The sequence below is a fragment of the Glycomyces luteolus genome (genome assembly GCF_027622875.1).
Lineage (GTDB): Bacteria > Actinomycetota > Actinomycetes > Mycobacteriales > Micromonosporaceae > Glycomyces > Glycomyces luteolus.
On the sequence record NZ_JAPZVP010000008.1, the window covers coordinates 213,518 to 228,742 of the forward strand.

The window sequence follows — 15,225 nt, forward strand, 5'->3', positions numbered from 1 at the left end:
CGATGGCCCCCGGCAAGACCGCGCTTATCACCGGCATCACCGGTCAGGACGGCTCGTACCTGACCGAGCTGCTGCTCGCGAAGGGCTACACGGTCCACGGGATCGTCCGGCACGCCTCGTCGGTCATCGCCAACACCTCCCGTCTCGACGCGGTCTACCAGGACCCGCACGAGTCGGGGCGGAAGCTCTTCCTGCACAAGGGCGACGTGACCGACGCGGGGATGCTGGTGAACCTGATCCGGGACGTGCAGCCCGACGAGATCTACAACCTCGCCGCGCAGAGCCACGTGCGCGTCAGCTTCGACCTGCCCGAGTACACCGCGAACGTGACCGCGCTCGGCGTGATCCGGCTCCTGGAGGCCGTGCGCGCCAGCGGGATCGACACCCGGATCTACCAGGCGTCCACTTCGGAGATGTTCGGTCTGGCCGCACCGCCGCAGGACGAGACCACGCCGTTCCACCCGCGCAGCCCCTACGGGGTCGCGAAGGTCTACGCGCACTGGGCGACGGTGAACTACCGGGAGTCCTACGGCATGTTCGCCGTCAGCGGGATCTGCTTCAACCACGAGAGCCCGAGGCGCGGCGAGACGTTCGTGACCCGCAAGATCACCCGCGCCGTGGCCCGGATCGAGGCGGGGCTCGAGCAGAAGGTCTTCCTCGGCAACATGGACGCGGTGCGCGACTGGGGCTACGCGCCCGAGTACGTCGAGGCCATGTGGCTGATGCTCCAGCAGGACGAGCCCGTCGACTACGTGCTCGCCACCGGCCGGCCCGCCACCGTGCGCGACTTCGCCGAGGCCGCGTTCGGCCACGCGGGCCTCGACTGGCGCGACCACGTCGAGCACGACGAGCGCTACGAGCGCCCCGCCGAGGTCCCCGAGCTCATCGGGAACCCGGCCAAGATCGCCCGCGAGATCGGCTGGACCGCGAAGGTCCACTGGGACGAGCTGGCCCGGATCATGGTCGACGCGGACCGGAAGGCCCTCTGAGATGGTTACCCTCGGGGCATGACTGATCTCAGCGCTCCGATCGAGCTCAACGACGGCATCGCGATGCCCCGCATCGGCTACGGCACCTACAAGGTCGGCGACGACGAGGCCCAGCAGGCCGTCGAGTCCGCGCTCGCCGCGGGCTACCGGCTCATCGACACCGCCGAGATGTACGGCAACGAGGTCGGCGTCGGCCGCGCGGTGGCCGCCTCCGGGGTCCCGCGCGAAGAGGTCTTCCTCACCACGAAGGTCTGGAACGACCACCACGGCGTAGGGCCGGCCCGCGCCGCGCTCGAGGCCTCGCTGGAGCGCCTCGGCACCGACTACCTCGACCTGTACCTGATCCACTGGCCCTCCCCGAAGCAGGGCCTGTACCCCGAGACCTTCCAGGCCCTGCTCAAGGCCCGGGACGAGGGCCTGATCCGCTCTGCTGGCGTCTCGAACTTCCTGCCGGAGCACCTCGAGAAGGTCCACGAGGCCACCGGCGTGTACCCCTCGGTGAACCAGGTCGAGCTGCACCCGTACTTCAACCAGCCCGAGCTGCGGGCCTGGCACGCCGAGCGCGGCATCGCCACCGAGTCGTGGGGTCCGCTGGGCCAGCGCACCGGCTCGGTCCTCGCCGAACCGGCCGTCACCGCCGCCGCCGCGGCGCACGGGAAGAGCCCGGGCCAGGTCGTGATCCGCTGGCACCTGCAGAACGGCTGCATCGTGATCCCCAAGTCCTCCAAGCCGAGCCGCATCGCCGAGAACTTCGACGTGTTCGACTTCGCGCTCTCGGACGACGAGATGGCGGCGATCGACGCGCTGGAGACCGGCCGGCGCCAGGGCATCGACCCCGGCTCGAACGAGCGCTGACACTGACGCGAGCGGGGCGGGCGGTCTGGCCGCCCGCCCCGCTGCGATTCTCGGTGGCGCTACTCGATCGGGACGCCCGCCGCGAGCCGCCGCAGCTCGGCGACATGCCCGTTGAAAGCGTCCTTCCCCACGGGGGTGAGGGCGGCCCAGGTGCGGGTGCGGCCGTCCAGAGGGGACTTTCTGACGCTGAGGTATCCGGCGTCTTCAAGGGCCTTGAGCTGTTTGCTGAGAACCGAGTCGCTGACACCAAGCGCTTCGCGCAGGGCGGCGAACTCGACCTCGTTCATCGCCGAGAGCATGGAGCAGATCCGCAACCGGTTGGGCGCGTGGATGATCTCGTCGAAACGCGGCTCGGTCATGAGGTCTCGCGAAGCTCGGCCCGGAGCACCTTGTCGAAGTGGCGGCCCCACACTGCGATGGCCACCGCGACGACGAACCCGACGATCGGGGCGGTCCAGCGGATCTCCATCCCGATCGCGAAGGCCGCGCCGATGATGACCACGACGAGCAGGCTCCCGAAGAACCGGAAGATGCTGCGACGCGCTTTGGGCCCGCCTTCGGTCCCGTTGAGCCACACGCCGGATTTGCGGCGGTAGGCGGTCACGAGTGCGCCGAGGCCGGCGCCGTAGGCGATGAGCACACCGATGAGGATCGAGGAGTGCAGGTCCGCGAAAGTGACGGTGATGAGTCCGCCGACCAGGAGGCCGAGCGCGGGGTGGTACCACCACGGGGTGTAGAGGCGGTCGGCGATGTCGGAACGGGACTGCTCCACGGACGCGAGGGCGGCCTGGGCTTCTTCGGGGGTGAGTCGACTTTCCATGCCGGAAAGCCTAATCGCGACTTTCCATGGCGTCAAGTCGAGACTTTCCATAACGGCAAGTTTCTCGATCTGCCTCGATGCGCAACCGCTCGCCAAGTGGGTAGGCTCTCGCGCATGAGCGAACTGAGCACAGCGATCACCATGTCCGGCGGTGCCGAAATCCCCCGCTACGGCTACGGCACCTTCAGGATCGAAGACGGCAGCGACGTGCAGACCGCCGTCGAGACCGCGCTCGAGACGGGCTACCGCCTGGTCGACACCGCGGTCGGCTACCACAACGAGGCCGGCGTCGGCCGGGCCATCAAGGCCTCCGGCGTCGCCCGCGGCGACATCTTCCTCACCAGCAAGACCTGGGACCACGGCTACGACGAGGTCCGGCGCAATCTCACCGAGTCCCTGGAGCGGCTCGGGACCGACTACCTCGACCTGTACCTGCTCCACTGGCCGCGCCCGCAGGTCGACCGCTACGTCGAGTCCTGGCAGGCGCTCCTCGACGCCCGCGCCGAAGGCCTCCTCCGCTCCGCCGGCGTCTCCAACTTCACCATCGACCACCTCGCCCGCTGCGAGGCCGAGACCGGCAGCGCCCCCGAGATCAACCAGGTCGAGCTGCACCCCTACTTCAGCCAGCCCGAACTGCGCGCCTGGCACGACGAGCACGGCGTCGTCACCGAATCCTGGGGCCCGCTCGGCCTGCGCGCGGGCGGCCTCTTCGACGAACCCGCCGTCAAGGCCGTCGCCGAAGCCCACGGCCGCACCCCCGCCCAGGTGGTGCTCCGCTGGAACCTCCAGCGCGGCAACGTCGTCATCCCCAAGTCCGTCACCCCCGAGCGCATCCGCGAGAACTGGGCGGTCCTCGACTTCGTCCTCACCGAAAAGGACCTCGCCGAAATCGACGTGCTCGACACCGGCGTCCGCCAGGGCGGCGACCCTCTCGAAGTCAACTAGCGCAACCGAACCGGCGGGGGGGGGGGCGGCCCGGGGGGGCCCCGCCCCGGGGGCGGGCGGGGGGGGGGGGGCGCGCCCGGCCCCGCCCCCCCCCCCCCCCCACCCCCCCCCCCCCCCCCCGGCCGGCGCCCCCCCGCGGCGCCCCCCCCGACGCCGTGCGCAGTTCGAGCGGGCCGTCGCCGACTAGATGAAGACCAAGCCCCGTTCGCTGGGCGCGGGGGTGTCGAGGAAGGCGTAGTCGTCGCCTTCAGCGATGTTCTCGAGGTCGCCGACCGGTGTCAGGACCATGGGGAAGGCTTCGCTGTTCTCGGGAATGCTGAAAAGGGCGGTGTACCGGAGCGTGCCGCCCGTATCGGGAAGTTCCTCGGCGCTCATCGAAAGCGGCGGGAGGGGCTCGCTTCCCGGCTTCGCGGCAAGCGATGCCTCCGGGTCCAGGTGCCAGACGAGGTTGTCCTCGTAGGTGCACCAGTTGAACGTCACCTGCAGAAAGACCGATTCCTCGGCAGCCCAGCCCAGGTCCTCGCGCCAGACGCTGCGGTCGGCTTCGAGGAAGTCGCTGTGGCAGCTCAGGTCCCAGGCCTTCTCGTCGTTGAGCACCGTGACCTCGGCAGAGAAGCTGTCGCCCTGGACCACATCCGTGCTGAGCCCGTTGTAGTAAGCCATGATCGGCTCGACCTGCTCGCCGGTGCGCAGGTTCAGGCCCTGGGCGCGGCCGTCGTCCTCGATCCACAGGACGGCGTCGTCGCCGGTGGGCACGGTGAGCGCGAGGAAGTCGCCTGGCGCGGGGATCGCGTCCAAGTCGAAGCGCTCGTCGCCGGAATCGATCCAGGCGGTCACCTTGGACGGGTCGTCTTCGAACTCGGCGGCGTAGTCGGGGCCCAAGGCGATCTGGTTGATCAGGACCTCGGTGCCGTCGGCGAGCTTCGGCAGGTCCGCGAGCGCGGTCGCGTGATCGGCGGCATCCTCCGGCATCTCGGTGCCTTCGAAGTGGCAGAGGATCGAGAGACCGAAATGGGGGCCGGCGATGTCGGCGTCGTTGCCGAGGAACCAGGAGCCGTCGCCGTTCGCGCACCAAGCGGTGTCGGTGGCGCCGGTGATGAGCTCGTGGGCCTCGGTCCGATCGAGGAAGGGAATCGACGAGCAGCCGGTGGCGGTGAGGGCCACTGCGGCCAAAGCGAAGAGGGGTTTGATTGTGTTGGTTTGCGATGGGGGCACAACGGGACCCTAAGCGATCACCTTCGGTAATGACTCAGTAGACGGTAACGATCTGCGATTCATCAGATACCATCGCAAATTCACCGCGTAGGGTACCGGACGACCGCTCGCGGAACGGGCACAATGTCCGCCGGAGGCCATCGAAGGCCTCCTGCCCGACCGGGCGCAGCGCGAGGCCTTCACCGAGGCGCTCCGGCACGTGCCGCTCGACTACTTCGCCGAGGTCGCGCCCGACCCGCGGCCGCTGCCGACGTGGGGCGCCTACCTGCAACTGAGCGATACCTACGATGCCGAGGCTGCGGCAGCGGCCCAGCGCGGCTGGCCGGTGCGCCGCTTCGACGGCGACCACCTGACGATCCTCACTGATCCGCGCCCGGTCGTCGACCGCATCCTCGAGCTGACCGTCGAACGCCTCTGACGTGCTGCACCCGCGAGGTCAGAACGACGCGACCCATTCGGCCGCTTGCAGCGGCTCTCGGATCTGCCACTGGTCGCCTTCGCCGTCGACGATCTCGCCTACGGGCTCGAATTCGATCGTGACCTCGGAATCGATGTCCGGGATCAGGAAAAACGCCTGAACCTCGATGCCGTACCCCTCGACTTCGCGCTCATACCAGGCGATCGGCGCATCGGCTTCGCCGCTGGCGAGCGTTATCGAACGCTGCTGATCGAGGTTCCAGGTGAATTCGTCGTAGTCGCGGCACCAGTAGGTGAAAACGCCGAGGTACACGCTGCCCTCTGGAGCCCACCCGAGTTCCTCTGTCCAGGGGCTCCTCCAGGCGTTGCCTCCGTCGTACTGGCATGAGAGCCAGCTCCACTCGTCTCCGTTGTCGATGTGGACCTCTTCGTAACTGAAGCCGCTGAAGAGATCGGAATACGCCGCAAGGTTCGTGTAGTACGAGAACACCGGCTCGATTCGTTCTCCGGTGCGCAGGTCGAGACCTTGGGCGCGGCCGTCGTCCTCGACCCAGAGCACGGCGGGGACGTCGGTCGGTGCCGTCACGACGATCCAGTCGCCTCGCTGCGGAGGAGCGTCGAGGTCGAACTCCCGGTCGCCGATCTGTACCCAGGACCGGACCTCCCAACCCGCGATGTCGAGGAAGTCCGACTCCGGGTCGGTCGTGAGGTGGTTGGCGATGAACTCGCTGCCTTTTTCGGCGCGGGGCAGGAGGGCGATCGTCGAAGCGCGCTCGGCGACCTCGTGCGGCAGCGTTTCGCCGGTGTACCGGCACTGGATCCCCACCGAGAAATGCGGGCCTTGGAGGATCGAGTCCTGCTTCAGGACATAGCCGCTTTCGCCTTCGGCGCACCAAGGTTCGGCGTCATTGTCGTGATAGATCTCGTAGGACTCGGTCTTCTCACCGATGGGTATGTATCCGCAGGCCGTACCGCTCAGGGCAAGAGCGATCAAGGGCACGAGCGAACGCAGGATTCTATTGTGATTTCGGGGCACGACGGGATCCTAGAGAATCACCTTCGGTGATGGCTCAGCAGACGGTCACGCTCTGCGATTCAGCCGATACCGTGGCGAACCGCCCACAATGCGGCCTGGGTGCGGTCGGCGGCGCCGATGCGGCGGAGGAGGTTCGTGACGTGGGTCTTGACGGTCTTCTCCGAGACGCCGAGGGCGCGGGCGATCTGGCGATTGGTCTGGCCCTTCGCGATGAGGCCGAGGACCTGGCTCTCGCGCGGCGTCAAGGACGGTGCCGAAGGGGCGCTGATGTTGCCGCTCATCAAGCCGCGCATGGCGACCGGCGAGAGCAGCAGCTGCCCGGCGTGGACGGTGCGGATCGCGCTGGCCAGCGCGTCCGGGTCGATGTCCTTGTACACGAACCCGGCCGCTCCGGCGGTGATGGCGTTCGGGACGCGTTCGGCGTCGGTGGCCGAGGTGAGGACCAGGACGCGGGGCGCGCCGCCGGTCGCGCCGAGGCGTTCGAGCACGCCTTGGCCGTCGAGGCCGGGCATCTTGAGGTCGAGGAGGACCACGTCGGGGTGGTGTTCTTCGATGGCGCGCAGGGCTTCCTCGCCGTCGCCCGCTTCGCCGACGACGGTGAAATCGGGTTCGAGTTCGAGGTAGCCGCGGAGGCCGCGGCGGACCACGGGGTGGTCGTCGACGAGGAGGAGTCGGATCTCAGTCACGTTCGGCCTCTTCGGGATCGGTGAAGCCTTCGAGTTCGAGGGTCACGGTCGTGCCTTCGCCCGGGGCGGTCTTCAGGTCGAGGTCGCCGCCGAGTGCCTTGGCCCGCTCGCGCATTGAGAGGAGCCCGAGCCCGCGGGTCGCGGCCTCGGCCGCGTCGAAGCCCTCGCCGTCGTCGGCGATGGTGATGCGCTCGGATTCGACGGTGACGGCGACGTGGCGGGCGCGGGCGTGCCGGAAGGCGTTGCTGAGGGCTTCCTGCACGAGCCGGAGCACTTCGACCTCGCCGTCCCGGGAGAGGTCCACCGGGGAGCGGAGTTCGAACGTGACCTCGGTGTCGTGCAGGCGGTCCAGGAGGGTGACGTGCCTCCGGAGGGTCTCGACCAGGCCGTGGGCGTCGAGGTCGGCGGGCCGGAGCTCGACGATCACCGCGCGCAGCTCGGCGATGGCCTCGGCCGCGAGGGTCTCTACCTCGCCGAGTCGGCGCGCGGCGGCCTCGGGGTCGGTGGGGGCGAGCTTGCGGGCGGCGCGGGCGGAGAGCCGCAGGGAGAACAGGCGCTGCATGACCGCGTCGTGGAGTTCGCGGGCGAGCCGGTTCCGCTCCTCGACGACGGTGAGCTCACGGCTGCGCTCGTAGAGGCGGGCGTTGGTGATCGCGATGGCCGCGTGGGAGGCGAGCAGTTCGATCAGCTCCGTGTCGGACTCGCTGAACCCGGGCTTGCCGAGGTCGTTGGTCAGCACGACGATGCCGATGGTGCGGATGCAGTCGGAGCCGCCGCCGAGGTCCGGACCGCAGTCGCGGATCGGGACGCCGAGCAGCGCGGCCATGGTCGGGTGGGCCTTCGGCCACCACTGGAAACGCGGGTCGCGGCGCAAGTCGTCGAGGCGGATGGGTTCGCTCTCGGCGAGGATCGCGGCGAGCATCCCGTGCTGGCGCGGGAGCGGCCCGATCTCGAGGCGCTGCGCTTCGCCGATGCCGTCGGTGATGAACTCGGCGAACCCGCCTTCGTCGTCGGGGATGCCGATGGCGGCGTAGTCGGCGCCGACGAGGCGCCGGGCCGAGGAGACGATCACTTCGAGCACCTGGTGCACGGACAGGTGCCGGGTGATCGCGCCGACGGCCGCCGACACCTCGTGCAGCAGCGAGGTCGCTTCTCGGGAATGCCCGGTCGAATCGGAGGCGGTCACGCTGCCAATCTAGTCCACGCGGCACCTTCCGGGCCTCGGTCGCTGGTCTTAGGACCTGCGCCGGAGGCACCACCGCGACCTCGGCCCGATGCGCCCGGGCCGCGCCGGAAATAGCGTGGGGCCATGAGTGAAGCACAGCTGCCGCAAGTGGACGACCGCACCGCCATCGTCACCGGGGCCTCCGCGGGCCTCGGCGAGGCGCTGGCCGAGCGCCTGGCCGCCTCCGGCTGGGACCTGATCCTGACCGCCCGCGGCGAGGAGCGCCTGGCGCGCGTCGCCGAACGGCTCGGCGTCCGCTACCTGGCCGGGGACGTCACCGACGACGCCCACCGCCGGGAACTGGTCGCGCTGGCCGGGAACCGGCTCGACCTGCTGGTGAACAACGCCTCGACCCTGGGCGAGGTGCCGCTGCCGCGCCTCGCCGACGCCGACCTGACCGTCTGGCCGCGCCTGTTCGAGATGAACGTGTGGGCCCCGATCGCCTTGGCGCAGTTGGCGCTTCCGGTCCTGCGCGAGCGGGGCGGGGCGATCGTGAACATCTCCTCCGACGCCGCGACGGGGCCGTATGCCACGTGGGGCCCGTACGGGTCGACGAAGGCCGCGCTCGACCAGCTCTCGAACGTGCTCGCCGCCGAGGAGCCCGCCGTCGCGGTCTGGGCGATCGACCCCGGTGAGATGTCCACCGCGATGCTCGCGGCGGCGGTGGGCGAAGCCGACGCGGCGGAGGCCGACCCGCCTTCGCTGGCCGCGGCGTCGATCTACTCGCTCGTCGGCGCCCGCTGGTGCACCTGCGAGTGGCAGGCGCCCGAGAGCGGCCGGTACGCGGCCCGCGATTTCGACAAGCTGCACAATCACACCCATGAGGAGGCGCGGGCGTGAGCGCGACCTTGACTTCCTCGTTCGAGTTCGCGCTGGACGCCGCTTTGGAGGCCGTCCAGCCCGCCGAAGTGCGCGGGACGGGGCGATCCGACGTGCGTCTCCTGGTGTCGGACAAGGCAACCGGCGCGATCCGGCACCACCGCTTCGAGGACCTCCCGGTCCTGGTGCGCCCCGGCGACCTGCTCGTGGTCAACAACTCGGCGACCCTCCCGGCGGCCGTGCCGACCCGGCAGGGCCTGCGGGTCCACTTCTCTTCGACGCGGCCTGACGGGTCCTGGCTGGTGGAGCTCCGCGACCGGGACCGCCCGTTCCTGGGCGAGGTGCCAGGCGGAATCGTGGACCTCCCCGGCAAAGTGCCCTTGCGGCTGGAGCGGCGTTTCGGCAAGCGCCTGTGGGTGACCCGACCGCCGATCGAGTCGGTGCCCGAGTACCTGGCCCGCTACGGCGGGCCGATCAGGTACTCGTACATCGACCGCGACTGGCCGATCAGCGACTACCAGACCGCGTTCGCGACCGTTCCCGGATCAGCCGAGATGCCCAGTGCGGCAAGGCCGTTCACTCCGGAGATGGTGACCCGCCTGGTGTCGGCAGGAGTAGGGATCGCTCCCGTGACCCTCCACACGGGAGTCGCCTCCCTCGAGAGTGACGAGGACCCGTACCCGGAGTGGATGGAGGTCGGCGAGTACACGGCTCGGATGGTCAACGCCGCCAAGGATTCGGGCAGCCGCGTGATCGCCGTCGGGACGACGGCGGTCCGCGCGCTGGAGAGCACCGTGGTCGGCGGCAAGGTGGTCGCGGCCTCGGGCCACACCGAGCGGATCATCTCCCCCGAGCACCCGGCCCAGGTCGTCGACGGTCTGCTCACCGGCTTCCACGAGCCGCGGTCCACCCACCTGGCCATGCTGGAGGCCCTGTGCGACACCGACCTCCTACGCGAGTCGTACAGTGCGGCAATCGAATCCAGGTATCTCTGGCACGAGTTCGGCGACGTTCACCTGATCGCTTGAGGCGCCGCCCGCTTGCGACCGAGAGGTGCGCTGCTTGTGGTCGGCCACGGCTTGCCTCTCGGCGGCGTTCTGGAAGCTCAGATCAGCGTCGCGCTCCGCGTCTTCCAGGTCGGTTGGACCGCCGCGCTCACCGCGGTCCAACTGGCCAGCGACGGAGCGGCGAAAGGTCGCTCGGGGCGGCTGGCCGGGGCCGGGTCCTCTTCGGCACGGCTTCAAACGGGCGGCGATGAAGAGGTGAGCGGTTGCTCGGGGGTGCGTCGCCGAGGCCGGGTCGTCTTCGGCGTGCGGTTCAGGCAGGCGGCGATGGAGGGGTGGGCGTTCGCTCGGGGTGGCTGGCCGGGGCCGGGTCCTCTTCGGCCCGGCTTCAAACGGGCAGCGATGAAGAGGTGAGCGGCTGCTCGGGGGTGCGTCGCCGGGGCGGGGCCGGTCGTCGCCACCCGGCAGGCGAAGCGGGCCGGGCGGGGCCGGTCGTCGCCACCCGGCAGGCGAAGCGGGCCGGGCGGGGCCGGTTGCCGCTGCCGGCCGGGCCGGGCCGGGCGGATTCGAGCCGGTGCCGAAGCGACCTGGCGAGTCCGGCTCGAAGCCCGATGAATCGGGCCAGACTGCGGAGCGACAAAGCGGGCGGCGATGCCGGAGCAGTCAGCGGCGGGCGTCGCCTCGGTCGCGGCTGCGGTGCGGGCCGTGCGCACGGTCGTGGTCGTCATGTCCTCTCGCCTCCTTCCCGCTACTCCTCGCGCTTCCCCCGCCTCGGCCTCCCTGGCCTAGGCTTGCGATTCAGGCTTCGGGCTTTCGCCTGAGCCTGCGATTCGCGGCCCTGACCTTCTCAGGCACCAGCCGCTAGACCCCTGCCTCCGCATACTTCGGGGCACCGGCCTCTGAGCCTTTGCCCCTCTCGCAGTTCAGGGCACTGGCCTCCAGACCCTCACTCCCACTTGCATATCGGGGGCGCTGGCCTCTTCATTCTTGGCCCTTGGCTCCTGATCCTCCGATCGGGCCTGGGCCTGCCGGCAGGCACCATGTGGGTGCTCGCCGCTGTCCGTCCCGGGTCTCGCCCCGGTCCGGGGGTGCATGCCGTGTCCCCGTCCCTGCCAGGACAGTTCAACAGCTCATCGCAAAGGGCCGTGGCCGAGTGACGCCGGAGCTCCTCATGGCTCCGACACCGGTCTCAACGTCCGTGCAATGCAGGCATATGGCCAGAGGCTTATGTCGTAGTCTGCTTACCACCATATCGTTCACCTACACGGATTCCGTATCCCTGTACGTACCTCAATTATCCACGCCCCCAACCACTCCCGCATCACCCACACGCAGGTAAAGCATTCACGTTCCGCCCGGCCCAGCCCCGCGCCGGCCCCGCCCAGCCCCTCACCGAACCCGCAGGCAAAAGGCCCGCCCCAACCCACCCCTTCGTCGCCGCCGCTTTGACCAAGAGCCACCACGACCCGAAGGCCGTACGGGGTCAAACCCGAGCCGGGATCGAACCCGTGCAGCGAGAACACCGCCTCTCGGCAGTACGATCGAGGGGTGAGCAATCCGATCGAGCAGCATGGCGGCCCCTTCGGCATCGGGCCGAGGCGGCGGACGCGGTTCGCGATCCCCGATTCGCCCGTAGTCGCCGTCGTCACGGCCGTCATCACGCTCGCGCTCGCAGTGGTCCTGTTCATCTCGGCGATGCCGGGTGAGGAACGGGTGCTCTACTTCGAGGGCCAACAGGTCAGCCCCTCGGAAATCTGCCAGACCACCGGCCCCGACGGCGAGACCCTCCTGACCGCATGCGCCGAAGTCGGAGAATTCGAGACCCGCCCGACCGGCTGGAGCGTCGTCCCGGCCGTGATCGCCGGGGTCCTGGCGGCCGCCGCCGTCGTGGTCCTCGCCGGTGTGCCGAAGCAGCTGCGCGAACGCCGGCAAGAAGAGCTCGCCCGCCTGGAGCGGCTCACCGACGAGGACTTCAAGGGCTAGTCGACGTAGATGTCCGGCTGGAAGTCCTCCTGGCCCGGCACGACCGCGTACCCCGACAGGTCCGTGACGCCCTCGGCGGCGAGCAAGTCCTCGACCATCACCGCATTGCCGGTGTAGTCCTTCGGGTTCTTCGCGAGGATCGCCAGCGCCGCATCCGCCACGATCTCGGGCTTGCGGCTGCGGTCGATCATCGGCTGCCCGCCGAGGGCGAACGCGACGGCGGCCGTGGCGATGGTGGTCCTGGGCCACAGGCAGTTCGCGGCCACGCCCGGTTCGGTCTCGGAGGTGCCGAGGGTCATGATCGTCATGCCGTACTTCGTGGCCGTGTACGGCCCGCCCGCGAACCACTTGGGGTCGGTGTTCAGCGGCGGGCTGATGGTGAGCACGTGGGCGTGGTCGGAGCCGCGCAGGTACGGGAGGGCGGCGCTGATGGTCGCGAAGGTGCCGCGCAGGTTGACGCTCGAGATGAGGTCGAACTTCTTCAGGCTGAGCTCGCCGATGCCGGTGAGGTCGAGCGCGGAGGCGTTGTTGACGCAGATGTCGAGCCCGCCGAACGCGGCGGCGGCGGTGTCCACCGCCTCCCCCACCGACTCGGCGTCGCGGAGGTCGCCCACGATGGGGAGCGCCTGCCCGCCCGCGTCCTCGATGAGCTTCGCGGTCTCGTAGAGGGTCCCGGGGAGCTTCGGGTGGGGTTCGCCGGTCTTGGCGAACAGCGCCACTTTGGCCCCGGCCGCGCCGAGTGCGACGGCGATGGCCGCGCCGATGCCGCGGCTGGCGCCGGTGACGAACGCGGCCCTGCCGTTCAGGTTCGACGTGTTGATGGCTGGCTCCATTGCTCTGCCTCCAAGTGTTCGGTGTCACCCGAATACTACTAGTCAGTAACTTCTGGCGGAAGACCGCCGGGGACGACACTCCGATCGAATGCTGAATGCCAGCTGAGAGCGCGTCCAGAAGTCCCCTGGAAACGCTCTCGAACCCTTTCAGCCCCGCTGAGGCTGCAATAGGCTGGCCGAACAAAACGACGAACCGGGCAACCGACGAAGACCCGGCACGAGTACTGAGGAGCGGTGGATGACTTCGACCAGCGGGCCAGCCGGGGCAACACCGCCTGCGGTGCCGCTCCGGGGCGACGGGTCCCCGGCACGGCTCCTCGTAGTGGATGACGAGGAGAGCCTGGCCGACCTGCTGGTCGAAGCCCTGTCCTTCCAGGGCTACGAGGTCACCGCCGCCCGCTCGGGCACCGAGGCGCTGGCTTCGCTCGAGAAGGTCCGCCCGGACCTCGTGATCCTCGACGTCAACATGCCCGGCCTCGACGGCTTCGGCGTGGCCGACCGGATGCGCGCCTCGGGCGACGAGACGCCGATCATCTTCCTCACCGCCCGCACCGCCCCGAGCGACCTGCGCGACGGTTTCGGCTCCGGCGGCGACGACTACCTCATGAAGCCCTTCCGTCTCGAAGAGCTGTCCCTGCGCGTCTCGGCGGTCCTGCGCCGCACGCTCGGCAAGGAGTCGGCTTCGAAGCGCGGCGGCGAGACGGTAGCCGTCGCCGACCTCATCCTCGACCTCGCGGCCCACCAGGTGACCCGGGACGGCAAGACGATCGACTTGTCCCCCACCGAGTTCCGGTTGCTTCGCTACCTCGCGGCGAACACCGGCCGGGTGGTGTCCAAATCGGAGCTGCTGCGGCAGGTCTGGGGCTACGACTTCGAGACCGAGTCGAGCCTCGCCGAGACGTACGTGTTCTACCTGCGCCGCAAGCTCGACAAGCTCGGCCCGCGGCTCATCCACACCGTCCGGGGCGTCGGTTACATGCTGCGCCCGCCGCAGGCATAGCGCGACATGGCCATCAGAACGAAGATCGCCGCGGCGATGGCGGTCCTGCTCATCGTCGCGGTGAGCATCATCGGCTTCGTCACGGTGCAGGCCGTCTCCAGTCACCTGATCAACCAGCTCGACCAGAAGTTGCACGGCGTCCTGGACCAGGGGGGAATCCGCTCGGGCCCGAGCGTTGTGACCGGCGAAGCCCCGTACAACGAGTTCGCGATCTTGATCTTCGACGAATCCGGTGACGTCGTCGGCCGCGCCGCCGCCGGCTACAAGGGCGACCCGTATTCGATGCCCGAGATCACCTCGCCCCCGGACGAGAGCGGCTTCTTCACCGTTGCCAGCGTCGACGGCGAGATGACGTACCGGGCGGTGACCGCGGCCGATGTCGAGGTCGCGTTCAACGGCGTCCCGGGGACCTACACGATCGTCGTCGCCACCTCCATGGAAGGCGTCGAGGCCACGATCGCGACCCTGACCCGCACGGTGCTCGTCACCGGGCTCGTGGTGGCCGGGCTCGGCATCCTCGCCGCCTGGATCATCACCCGGCGGGGCCTGCGCGTGGTCGACCACATGGTGGCCGACGCCGAGACCGTCGCCTCCGGGAGCCTCGACCACCGGATCACCGCCGCCGATCCGCGCACCGAAATGGGCCGGTTGTCCTTGGCGCTCAACCGGATGGTCTCGCGCCTCACGGACGCGATCACCCAACGCGACCGCCAGCACGAGCGCCTGCGCCAGTTCGTGGCCGACGCCGGGCACGAACTGCGCACCCCGCTCACCGCGATCGGCGGCTACGTGCAGCTCTACGAGTCCGGGGCGACCCCGCAGGGCGAGAAGCTCGACCGGGCAATGAGCCGCATCGGCAGCGAGAACGCCCGGCTGGCGAAGCTCGTGGACGACCTCATGGTCCTCTCCCGCCTCGACGAGGAGGTGGGCGGCGACCGCGAACTGGTCGAACTCACCCAGCTCGCGCAGGACGCCGTGGACGACGCCGAGGTCGCCGCCTCGACGCACCCGATCAGCCTCACCGCGCGTCGGCCACTCACCGTGGTGGCGAACGAGGGCCAGCTCCGGCAGGTGCTCGTGAACCTCCTGACCAACGCCCGCGTCCACACCCCGCGCGGCACCGCAATCGAGGTCTCGGTCGCCGAGAACGCCGGCTGGGCGGTCCTCCGCGTCGCCGACCACGGCCCGGGCATCCCGGCCGAGCACCGCCAGAAGGTCTTCGACCGGTTCTACCGGGCCGACCCGTCGCGGTCGCGCGCCACCGGCGGCTCCGGACTCGGACTCTCCATCGTCTCGTCCATCGTGGCCGCCCACGGCGGCGAGATCCGCCTCGAGAGCGAGCCCGGTGAGGGCACCGTCATCGAAGTGCGCCTGCCGGTCGCGCGTCTCGAATAGCGC

Annotated in this window: 16 protein-coding genes; 9 read left to right on the forward strand and 7 right to left on the reverse strand. The window is 69.6% G+C overall.

Annotated features, from left to right (window positions below):
- Positions 1-2 precede the first annotated feature (2 nt).
- On the forward strand, positions 3-989 hold the full coding sequence (gmd, locus tag O1R50_RS12465) for a GDP-mannose 4,6-dehydratase (RefSeq protein WP_408612684.1): 987 nt from the start codon (positions 3-5) through the stop codon (positions 987-989).
- A gap of 18 nt (positions 990-1,007) precedes the next feature.
- On the forward strand, positions 1,008-1,844 hold the full coding sequence (locus O1R50_RS12470) for an aldo/keto reductase (RefSeq protein WP_270110380.1): 837 nt from the start codon (positions 1,008-1,010) through the stop codon (positions 1,842-1,844).
- Positions 1,845-1,903: 59 nt separating this feature from the next.
- Here O1R50_RS12470 and O1R50_RS12475 read toward each other — a convergent pair whose 3' ends face one another.
- Both O1R50_RS12475 and O1R50_RS12480 read right to left on the reverse strand, forming a co-directional pair.
- Positions 1,904-2,203, reverse strand: a complete 300-nt coding sequence (locus O1R50_RS12475) for a transcriptional regulator (RefSeq protein WP_270110382.1) — start codon at positions 2,201-2,203, stop codon at positions 1,904-1,906.
- Positions 2,200-2,664: a hypothetical protein gene (locus tag O1R50_RS12480; RefSeq protein ID WP_270110383.1), complete on the reverse strand. Its 465-nt coding sequence runs from the start codon at positions 2,662-2,664 to the stop codon at positions 2,200-2,202. The genes O1R50_RS12475 and O1R50_RS12480 overlap by 4 nt, the downstream gene beginning before the upstream one ends.
- Positions 2,665-2,778: 114 nt before the next feature.
- Here O1R50_RS12480 and O1R50_RS12485 point away from each other — a divergent pair, with 114 nt between their 5' ends.
- A complete protein-coding gene (locus tag O1R50_RS12485; RefSeq protein ID WP_270110384.1) occupies positions 2,779-3,609 on the forward strand; it encodes an aldo/keto reductase in 831 nt (276 codons plus the stop codon).
- Positions 3,610-3,792: 183 nt separating this feature from the next.
- Here the strand turns inward: O1R50_RS12485 and O1R50_RS12490 are convergent, their stop codons facing one another.
- A complete protein-coding gene (locus O1R50_RS12490; protein ID WP_270110385.1) occupies positions 3,793-4,782 on the reverse strand; it encodes a hypothetical protein in 990 nt (329 codons plus the stop codon).
- Between the two features lie 241 nt (positions 4,783-5,023).
- Here O1R50_RS12490 and O1R50_RS12495 point away from each other — a divergent pair, with 241 nt between their 5' ends.
- Positions 5,024-5,242, forward strand: coding sequence for a hypothetical protein (locus O1R50_RS12495; protein WP_270110386.1), 219 nt, complete (start codon positions 5,024-5,026; stop codon positions 5,240-5,242).
- Between the two features lie 18 nt (positions 5,243-5,260).
- Here the strand turns inward: O1R50_RS12495 and O1R50_RS12500 are convergent, their stop codons facing one another.
- Genes O1R50_RS12500 through O1R50_RS12510 form a run of 3 tightly spaced genes read right to left on the reverse strand, consistent with a single transcriptional unit; the run spans position 5,261 to position 8,149 of the window.
- A complete protein-coding gene (locus O1R50_RS12500) occupies positions 5,261-6,277 on the reverse strand; it encodes a hypothetical protein (RefSeq protein ID WP_270110387.1) in 1,017 nt (338 codons plus the stop codon).
- Positions 6,278-6,336: 59 nt separating this feature from the next.
- The gene (locus O1R50_RS12505; RefSeq protein ID WP_270110388.1) at positions 6,337-6,963 is read right to left on the reverse strand and encodes a response regulator; all 627 of its coding nucleotides are present in this window, start codon (positions 6,961-6,963) and stop codon (positions 6,337-6,339) included.
- Positions 6,956-8,149, reverse strand: a complete 1,194-nt coding sequence (locus tag O1R50_RS12510) for a GAF domain-containing sensor histidine kinase (RefSeq protein ID WP_270110389.1) — start codon at positions 8,147-8,149, stop codon at positions 6,956-6,958. Before O1R50_RS12510 ends, O1R50_RS12505 begins: the two co-directional genes overlap by 8 nt.
- Before the next feature lie 123 nt (positions 8,150-8,272).
- On the opposite strand from O1R50_RS12510, the gene O1R50_RS12515 reads away from it, so the two are divergent.
- From O1R50_RS12515 to O1R50_RS12525, 3 genes are all read left to right on the forward strand, one after another.
- A complete protein-coding gene (locus tag O1R50_RS12515; RefSeq protein ID WP_270110390.1) occupies positions 8,273-9,028 on the forward strand; it encodes an SDR family NAD(P)-dependent oxidoreductase in 756 nt (251 codons plus the stop codon).
- The gene (locus O1R50_RS12520; RefSeq protein WP_270110391.1) at positions 9,025-10,035 is read left to right on the forward strand and encodes an S-adenosylmethionine:tRNA ribosyltransferase-isomerase; all 1,011 of its coding nucleotides are present in this window, start codon (positions 9,025-9,027) and stop codon (positions 10,033-10,035) included. The genes O1R50_RS12515 and O1R50_RS12520 overlap by 4 nt, the downstream gene beginning before the upstream one ends.
- A 1,524-nt stretch (positions 10,036-11,559) precedes the next feature.
- The gene (locus tag O1R50_RS12525) at positions 11,560-11,994 is read left to right on the forward strand and encodes a hypothetical protein (protein WP_270110392.1); all 435 of its coding nucleotides are present in this window, start codon (positions 11,560-11,562) and stop codon (positions 11,992-11,994) included.
- On the opposite strand, the gene O1R50_RS12530 is transcribed toward O1R50_RS12525, so the two are convergent.
- Positions 11,991-12,827 carry an SDR family oxidoreductase gene (locus tag O1R50_RS12530; protein ID WP_270110394.1) on the reverse strand — a complete coding sequence of 279 codons (837 nt, stop codon included), beginning with the start codon at positions 12,825-12,827 and terminating at the stop codon, positions 11,991-11,993. The genes O1R50_RS12525 and O1R50_RS12530 overlap by 4 nt on opposite strands.
- Before the next feature lie 238 nt (positions 12,828-13,065).
- Here O1R50_RS12530 and O1R50_RS12535 point away from each other — a divergent pair, with 238 nt between their 5' ends.
- Both O1R50_RS12535 and O1R50_RS12540 read left to right on the forward strand, forming a co-directional pair.
- Entirely contained in the window at positions 13,066-13,827 is a 762-nt protein-coding gene (locus O1R50_RS12535) for a response regulator transcription factor (protein ID WP_270110395.1), read from the forward strand.
- A gap of 6 nt (positions 13,828-13,833) precedes the next feature.
- Entirely contained in the window at positions 13,834-15,222 is a 1,389-nt protein-coding gene (locus O1R50_RS12540; RefSeq protein WP_270110396.1) for a sensor histidine kinase, read from the forward strand.
- Positions 15,223-15,225 lie beyond the last annotated feature (3 nt).

What these genes read in the sequence shown, in the direction of transcription:
- gmd (WP_408612684.1), top strand. Translation starts at nt 3, where the DNA reads ATGGCCCCCGGCAAGACCGCGCTTATCACCGGCATCACCGGTCAGGAC.
- O1R50_RS12470 (WP_270110380.1), top strand. Translation starts at nt 1,008, where the DNA reads ATGACTGATCTCAGCGCTCCGATCGAGCTCAACGACGGCATCGCGATG.
- O1R50_RS12475 (WP_270110382.1), bottom strand. Translation starts at nt 2,203, where the DNA reads ATGACCGAGCCGCGTTTCGACGAGATCATCCACGCGCCCAACCGGTTG.
- O1R50_RS12480 (WP_270110383.1), bottom strand. Translation starts at nt 2,664, where the DNA reads ATGGAAAGTCGACTCACCCCCGAAGAAGCCCAGGCCGCCCTCGCGTCC.
- O1R50_RS12485 (WP_270110384.1), top strand. Translation starts at nt 2,779, where the DNA reads ATGAGCGAACTGAGCACAGCGATCACCATGTCCGGCGGTGCCGAAATC.
- O1R50_RS12515 (WP_270110390.1), top strand. Translation starts at nt 8,273, where the DNA reads ATGAGTGAAGCACAGCTGCCGCAAGTGGACGACCGCACCGCCATCGTC.
- O1R50_RS12530 (WP_270110394.1), bottom strand. Translation starts at nt 12,827, where the DNA reads ATGGAGCCAGCCATCAACACGTCGAACCTGAACGGCAGGGCCGCGTTC.
- O1R50_RS12535 (WP_270110395.1), top strand. Translation starts at nt 13,066, where the DNA reads ATGACTTCGACCAGCGGGCCAGCCGGGGCAACACCGCCTGCGGTGCCG.
- O1R50_RS12540 (WP_270110396.1), top strand. Translation starts at nt 13,834, where the DNA reads ATGGCCATCAGAACGAAGATCGCCGCGGCGATGGCGGTCCTGCTCATC.